Consider the following 6,793-nt stretch of genomic DNA (forward strand, 5'->3'; position numbering starts at 1 on the left):
CTGGGGAGAGGGGGCAGACTTCCAGACGAACCCGGACATCAAGCGTCCCCTAACCAGGCCGGTTTGCGCTTTTCCAGAAAGGCATTCAGCCCTTCCTGTCCTTCGGGGCTGACGCGGATGCGCGCAATGGCGTTTTCGGTATAACGACGCAGCGCCGGACTCAACGAAGCGCTGCTGGCCTCACGCATCAGGTCCTTGCTGGCGCGCATGGCCTGTGGACTATTGAGCAGCAGATTGTCGATCCAGCTATCAAGACCATCATCCAGTTCCGCCGTTGCATAGGTTTCGGACAACAAACCGAGCTCGCATGCGCGCTCGCCGCTGAAGCGCTCGCCGGTCATGGCGTAACGGCGCGTGGCGCGTTCACCGATGGCCTTGACCACGAAGGGGCTGATTACCGCCGGTGCTAGGCCGATGCGCACCTCCGAAAGCGACAGCTGCGCGTCGTGAGCACCGATGGCCATGTCGCAACAGGCGATCAAACCGACAGCGCCGCCGAATGCCGCACCTTGCACTACCGCCAGGGTTGGCAGTTTCAGGTGGTAAAGGCTGTACATCAGCTCGGCCAGTTCGCGGGCGTCGGTGAGGTTGGCCTCGAAATCCAGCTTGGCTGACTGCTGCATCCAGGCGAGATCGGCGCCCGCCGAGAAATGCTTGCCGCGACCACGCAACAGCAGGAAGCGCAGGTCTTTGTTCGCCTGCACCTGATCGATGGCCAGCACCAGTTCGCGGATCATTTCAGCATTGAAGGCGTTGTTCTTTTCCGGGCGGTCGAGCCAGAGGGTGGCGAAGCCCTTGTTGCTGTATTCGAGTTCAATAGTTTGAAAGGAGGACGTGTTCATATCAGGTTCCTGCAGCGAAGGTCTACGGCCCGTTGCTGGAGGCGGGACGTCACGCCACCAGCGTCGTTATCGGCTTTTCTTTACATGCGGAATACGCCAAAGCGGGTCGGCTCGATCGGTGCGTTGAGACTGGCCGAAATCGCCAGGCCCAGCAGGTCGCGGGTCTGCGCCGGATCGATGACGCCGTCGTCCCACAACCGCGCACTGGAATAGTAGGGGTGACCCTGGCGCTCGTACTGTTCAAGGATCGGCTGCTTGAGCTGTGCTTCATCCTCGTCAGAGAACGATTGCCCGCTGCGCTCGGCCTGCTCGCGCTTGACCTGTACCAGCACGCCCGCAGCCTGCTCGCCGCCCATCACACCGATGCGCGCGTTAGGCCACATCCACAGGAAGCGCGGATCGTAGGCACGTCCGCACATGCCGTAGTTGCCGGCGCCAAAGCTACCGCCGATGACCACGGTGAACTTCGGCACCTGGGCGCAGGCCACCGCGGTGACCAGCTTGGCGCCGTGCTTGGCGATGCCGCCGGTTTCGTATTTCTGTCCAACCATGAAGCCGGTGATGTTCTGCAGGAACAGCAGCGGGATACCGCGCTGACAGGCCAGTTCGATGAAGTGCGCGCCTTTCTGTGCGGCCTCAGCGAAGAGGATGCCGTTGTTCGCCAGGATCGCGATGGGATAACCGTGCAACGTGGCGAAGCCGCAGACCAGCGTAGTACCGAACAGTGCTTTGAACTCATCGAATTCGCTGCCGTCGACAAGCCGCGCGATCACCTCGCGCACGTCGTAGGGCTGCTTGGCTTGAGCTGGAATCACACCGTAGAGCTCGTTCGCGGCATACAGCGGTGCTCTGGGCTGACGGGGCTGCACCGTGCCGAGCTTGCGCCAGTTAAGGTTGGCCACGCAGCGGCGGGCGATGGCCAGCGCGTGCTCGTCGCTTTCGGCGTAATGGTCGGCCACGCCGGATATCTTGCAATGCACGTCGGCGCCACCGAGGTCCTCGGCGGTCACCACTTCGCCAGTCGCGGCTTTGACCAAGGGTGGGCCAGCGAGAAAAATCGTCGCCTGGTTGCGCACCATGATGGTCTCGTCGGCCATCGCCGGTACATAAGCACCGCCCGCAGTGCAGGACCCCATGACCACTGCGAGCTGCGGTATGCCCATGGCGCTCATATTGGCTTGGTTGAAGAAGATGCGGCCGAAATGCTCGCGGTCGGGAAACACCTCGTCCTGGCGCGGCAGGTTGGCGCCGCCGGAATCCACCAGATAGATACACGGCAAACGATTCTGCTGGGCGATGGTCTGGGCGCGCAGGTGTTTTTTCACGGTCAGCGGATAGTAGCTGCCGCCTTTTACCGTCGCGTCGTTGGCGATGATCATGCATTCGACGCCTTCGACCCGGCCAATGCCGGCGACCACGCCCGCAGCGGCGACGTCTTCACCGTACACCTCGTAAGCGGCTAGCGGCGCGACTTCGAGAAAGGCCGAACCGGGATCGAGGAGGGCGTTGATGCGGTCTCGCACTAGCAGTTTGCCGCGCGCGACATGGCGTTGCTGAGCCTTTTCGCCGCCGCCTTCGCTGACGTGGCCGAGCAGGGTGCGCAAACCTTGAACCTGCTCAAGCATGGCGGCGGTGTTGGCCGCGAATTCCGGTGAGCGGGTGTTGATCTGGGTACTGAGGATGGCCATAAAAAACCTCGAAAAAAGCGCTATAGGCTGGAGGCTGGACGAGGAACGAGATGGTTTTCATCGTAGGGTGGGTTGGGGCGGCGTTCCGCTTCAGCCCACCACTCTGTACTCCGTGGACGGTGGGCTGAAGCCCACCCTACGGACCAATCGTCCAGCCTCCAGCGCCTTTGTTCTTATTTCGTTTCGTTAAACAACTCGCGCCCAATCAGCATGCGGCGGATCTCGCTGGTACCAGCGCCGATCTCGTAGAGCTTGGCGTCGCGCAGCAAACGGCCGGTGGGGAATTCATTGATGTAGCCGTTGCCGCCCAAAATCTGGATCGCCTGCAGGGCCATTTGAGTCGCCGCTTCGGCGGTGTAGAGGATGACGCCGGCGGCATCCTTGCGGGTGGTCTCGCCGCGGTCGCAGGCCTGCGCCACGGTGTAGAGATAGGCGCGGCTGGCGTTGAGCTGGGTGTACATGTCGGCCACCTTGCCCTGGATGAACTGAAATTCACCGATGCTCTGGCCGAACTGCTTGCGGTCGTGGATGTAAGGCACCACCACGTCCAGGCACGCCTGCATGATTCCGACAGGGCCACCGGCGAGGACCACGCGTTCATAGTCCAGGCCGCTCATCAGCACCTTGACGCCACCATTCTCCACGCCCAGCACGTTCTCTTCCGGCACTTCGACGTCATCGAAGAACAGCTCGCAGGTGTTGGAGCCGCGCATGCCGAGCTTGTCGAATTTGTTACCGCGCGAGAAACCCTTCCAATCGCGCTCGACGATGAAGGCGGTGATGCCGTGCGGGCCCTTGTCCAGGTCGGTCTTGGCGTAGATCACGTAGGTGTTGGCGTCCGGGCCGTTGGTGATCCAGGTCTTGCTGCCGTTGAGCACGAAGCTGTCACCCTTGCGGTCGGCGCGCAGCTTCATCGAAACCACGTCGGAGCCGGCGTTCGGCTCGCTCATTGCCAACGCGCCTATGTGTTCGCCAGACACCAGCTTGGGCAGGTACTTGGCTTTTTGCGCCGGTGTGCCGTTGCGGTTGATCTGATTGACGCAGAGGTTGGAGTGCGCGCCGTAGGACAGGCCGACCGAGGCCGAGCCGCGGCTGATTTCTTCGAGCGCGATGACATGCGCCAGATAACCCATCCCGGCGCCGCCGTATTCCTCGTCTATGGTGATACCGAGCAGGCCCATGTCGCCGAACTTGCGCCACATGTCGTTGGGGAAGAGGTTGTCGCGGTCGATGGCTTCGGCGCGCGGTGCCACCTCGTCGGCAACGAAGCCGCGCACCTGATCGCGCAGCATGTCGACGGTTTCACCAAGGGCAAAGTTGAGGCCGGAATAGTTCATGTAGCCACCTGCTTATAGTTGTTCTGGTTCTGGGTGCCGCACGCCGTAAAGGCTGTTTACCTGGCGTCCGGTGCTTTGATTTGCCGCGCTCACATTGCTTTTTTCGGTGTGGGTGCGGTGGGTTGTCACGCTGTTACCTTTACGTTAACGTAATCAAGCCCGGAATGACTGTCAACACTCCAGCGTTCCGGGAACGCAAGGCCTCATAACAAACACAAGACTGAGGAGTTTCGACATGAGTCTTCCGAGCTACACCTGCGGACCGCAGACCAAACCCCTGCTGGCGATGACCATCGGAGCGGCCTTCGACCAGACAGTCGAGCGGTTCTCCGACCGTGAGGCCTTGGTCGTGCGTCATCAGAACGTGCGTTACACCTGGGCGCAGCTGGCCGAAGAAGTAGATCGCTGCGCTCGTGGTTTGCTGGCGCTCGGCCTTCAGCCCGGGGACCGGCTGGGGATCTGGTCGCCGAACAACGCGCAGTGGTGCATCACCCAATTCGCAACGGCCAAAGCGGGCGTGGTGCTGGTGAACATCAACCCGGCCTACCGCCTCAACGAACTCGAATACGCGCTCAAGCAATCCGGTTGTCGCTGGCTGATCTGCGCCGATGCCTTCAAGACCTCCGACTACCATGCGATGCTCCATGAGCTGTTGCCGGAGCTGGAACGCTCCGCCGTGGGTGCCTTGCAAAGCCACATGCTGCCGGAGCTGCGCGGCGTGATCAGTCTGTGCGACACGCCTGTGGACGGCATGCTGCTGTGGAAAGGCCTGATGGATATGGCCGAAAGTGTCGGCCCCGAGCAACTGCGTCAATGCGGCGAGCAGCTGCAGTTCGACGACCCGATCAATATTCAGTACACCTCAGGCACCACAGGGTTCCCCAAAGGCGCCACCCTCAGCCACTACAACATTCTCAACAACGGTTACATGGTCGGTGAAAGCCTGAAGCTCACCGAGCACGACCGGCTGGTGATTCCGGTGCCGCTGTATCACTGCTTCGGCATGGTCATGGGCAACCTCGGCTGCGTGACCCATGGCACCACGATGATCTATCCGAGTGCCGCCTTCGAGCCGCTCGCCGCCCTGCAGGCCGCAGCGGAAGAGAAAGCCACGGGCATGTACGGCGTGCCGACCATGTTCATTGCCATGCTCGATCATCCGGAGCGTCAGTCGCTGGACCTGAGCCATCTGCGCACCGGGATCATGGCCGGCTCAACCTGCCCGATCGAGGTGATGAAGCGCGTCATCGACGACATGCACCTGAATGAAATGCAGATCGCCTACGGCATGACCGAGACCAGTCCGGTATCGACCCAGACCGCGGCCGACGACGACCTGGAGCGTCGTGTTACCAGCGTCGGACGCACCCAGCCGCACCTGGAAAGCAAGATTGTCGATGAGCACAACCGCATCGTCCCGCGCGGGCAGATCGGCGAGCTTTGTACTCGAGGCTACAGTGTGATGCTGGGCTACTGGAACAACCCGGAAGCGACGGCTGGCGCCATTGATGGCGCGCGCTGGATGCATACCGGGGACTTGGCGATCATGGACGATGAGGGCTATCTAAAAATCGTCGGGCGTAATAAAGACATGATCATTCGTGGCGGTGAGAACGTGTACCCGCGCGAGATCGAAGAATTCCTCTTCACCCACCCCGCCGTCGCGGACGTTCAGGTGATCGGCGTGCCGGACAAAACCTACGGCGAAGAGATCGTAGCCTGGGTCAAGCTGCACCCGGGGCACGAAGCCAGTTCCGACGCACTGCGTGATTTCTGCAAAGGCAAGATCGCGCATTTCAAGACGCCGCGACACTTCAAATTCGTCGATGAATTCCCGATGACCATCAGCGGCAAGGTGCAGAAATTCCGCATGCGTGAAGTGAGCGTGGCCGAACTCGGGCTCACCGAATAACAACAACGCTGGCCGGTCCAGCCGGCTGCATGTCCCGGATACGGAGTTAGCCGATGCCACAAGAAATCAGTCGCTTCCCAGTGGTCGATAACCTGGATGCGCTGCCTACCGATGTGCGTGAGCGCATTCTGGCGGTGCAGGAAAAAGCAGGCTTCGTACCCAACGTCTTCGTGATGTTGGCTCATCGACCCGATGAATTTCGCGCGTTCTTCAGCTATCACGATGCTTTGATGGAAAGGGAGTCCGACACCCTGACCAAGGCGGAAAAGGAAATGATTGTGGTGGCTGTGAGCGCCGATCACGGCTGCCTGTATTGCGTGGTGGCCCATGGCGCGATCTTGCGCATCCTGGCCAAGGACGCGCTGATCGCCGATCAGGTTGCGGTCAACTATCGTACTGCGCCAATCAGCGAGCGCCAGCGGGTGATGCTTGATTACGCGTTGCATCTGGCTGTGCATCGCGGCGTGTTGGATGACATTTGGCAGGCGCGTCTGGAAGAACTGGGCTTCACTCTGGATGACATTTGGGACATCGGTGCGATTGCCGCGCTGTTCGGTCTATCCAACCGCTTGGTGTCGATGGCGCGTACGCCGCCCAACGATGAATTCTATTTACTGGGCCGGGTGCCCAGAGCTGCCGCGGGCTGAGCGGCAGCATCGATTTACCGCAACGCGGTAAAGCCGACCGGCTGGAGCGAGGCCGGTCGTAACAGCTGCATCAACCAAGACAATAACAAGAGTGATGACTATGCAACTGAAACCCCTAAGCCGTTTCTTCGTCTTCAGTAGCCTGGCGGCCACCGCGTTGGGCGTATCGACGACGGCATCAGCCGCGTTTTTCGACGACAGCAAGGCGGCCGTCGAGCTGCGCAATTTCTACATGAACCGCGATTTCCGCGGCAGCGAGGCCACCCAGGCCAAGGCCGAGGAGTGGGCCCAGGGCTTCATTCTGAAATTCGAGTCCGGCTATACGGAAGGCCCAATCGGCTTTGGTGTCGATGCCCTCGGCCTGCTC

The 6,793-nt window shown here is 61.0% G+C and carries 6 protein-coding genes; 3 read left to right on the forward strand and 3 right to left on the reverse strand.

What is annotated here, in order from left to right:
* Positions 1 to 38: 38 nt before the first annotated feature.
* The 3 genes from NA645_RS07915 to NA645_RS07925 all read right to left on the reverse strand — a co-directional run bounded on the left by NA645_RS07915 (position 39) and on the right by NA645_RS07925 (position 3,867).
* On the reverse strand, positions 39 to 842 hold the full coding sequence (locus tag NA645_RS07915; protein WP_256048318.1) for a gamma-carboxygeranoyl-CoA hydratase: 804 nt from the start codon (positions 840 to 842) through the stop codon (positions 39 to 41).
* 80 nt (positions 843 to 922) lie between these two features.
* Complete coding sequence (locus NA645_RS07920) at positions 923 to 2,530, reverse strand: carboxyl transferase domain-containing protein (protein ID WP_256048319.1); 1,608 nt, start codon at positions 2,528 to 2,530, stop codon at positions 923 to 925.
* Positions 2,531 to 2,703: 173 nt separating this feature from the next.
* Positions 2,704 to 3,867: an isovaleryl-CoA dehydrogenase gene (locus NA645_RS07925; protein WP_256048320.1), complete on the reverse strand. Its 1,164-nt coding sequence runs from the start codon at positions 3,865 to 3,867 to the stop codon at positions 2,704 to 2,706.
* Between the two features lie 235 nt (positions 3,868 to 4,102).
* Between NA645_RS07925 and NA645_RS07930 the strand changes: the two genes are divergently transcribed.
* The 3 genes from NA645_RS07930 to NA645_RS07940 form a co-directional block, all read left to right on the forward strand.
* Positions 4,103 to 5,779 carry an AMP-binding protein gene (locus tag NA645_RS07930; RefSeq protein ID WP_256048321.1) on the forward strand — a complete coding sequence of 559 codons (1,677 nt, stop codon included), beginning with the start codon at positions 4,103 to 4,105 and terminating at the stop codon, positions 5,777 to 5,779.
* 53 nt (positions 5,780 to 5,832) lie between these two features.
* Positions 5,833 to 6,426 (forward strand): peroxidase-related enzyme, encoded by a 594-nt coding sequence (locus NA645_RS07935; RefSeq protein ID WP_256048322.1) that lies wholly within the window; start codon positions 5,833 to 5,835, stop codon positions 6,424 to 6,426.
* A 100-nt stretch (positions 6,427 to 6,526) separates the two neighbouring features.
* Positions 6,527 to 6,793, forward strand: a 267-nt coding sequence (locus NA645_RS07940) for an OprD family outer membrane porin (RefSeq protein WP_256048323.1), incomplete at its 3' end; no start/stop codon positions are given.

Source organism: Stutzerimonas stutzeri (assembly GCF_024448955.1).
Lineage (GTDB): Bacteria > Pseudomonadota > Gammaproteobacteria > Pseudomonadales > Pseudomonadaceae > Stutzerimonas > Stutzerimonas stutzeri_AQ.

What these genes read in the sequence shown, in the direction of transcription:
- NA645_RS07930 (WP_256048321.1), top strand. Translation starts at nt 4,103, where the DNA reads ATGAGTCTTCCGAGCTACACCTGCGGACCGCAGACCAAACCCCTGCTG.
- NA645_RS07920 (WP_256048319.1), bottom strand. Translation starts at nt 2,530, where the DNA reads ATGGCCATCCTCAGTACCCAGATCAACACCCGCTCACCGGAATTCGCG.
- NA645_RS07915 (WP_256048318.1), bottom strand. Translation starts at nt 842, where the DNA reads ATGAACACGTCCTCCTTTCAAACTATTGAACTCGAATACAGCAACAAG.
- NA645_RS07925 (WP_256048320.1), bottom strand. Translation starts at nt 3,867, where the DNA reads ATGAACTATTCCGGCCTCAACTTTGCCCTTGGTGAAACCGTCGACATG.
- NA645_RS07935 (WP_256048322.1), top strand. Translation starts at nt 5,833, where the DNA reads ATGCCACAAGAAATCAGTCGCTTCCCAGTGGTCGATAACCTGGATGCG.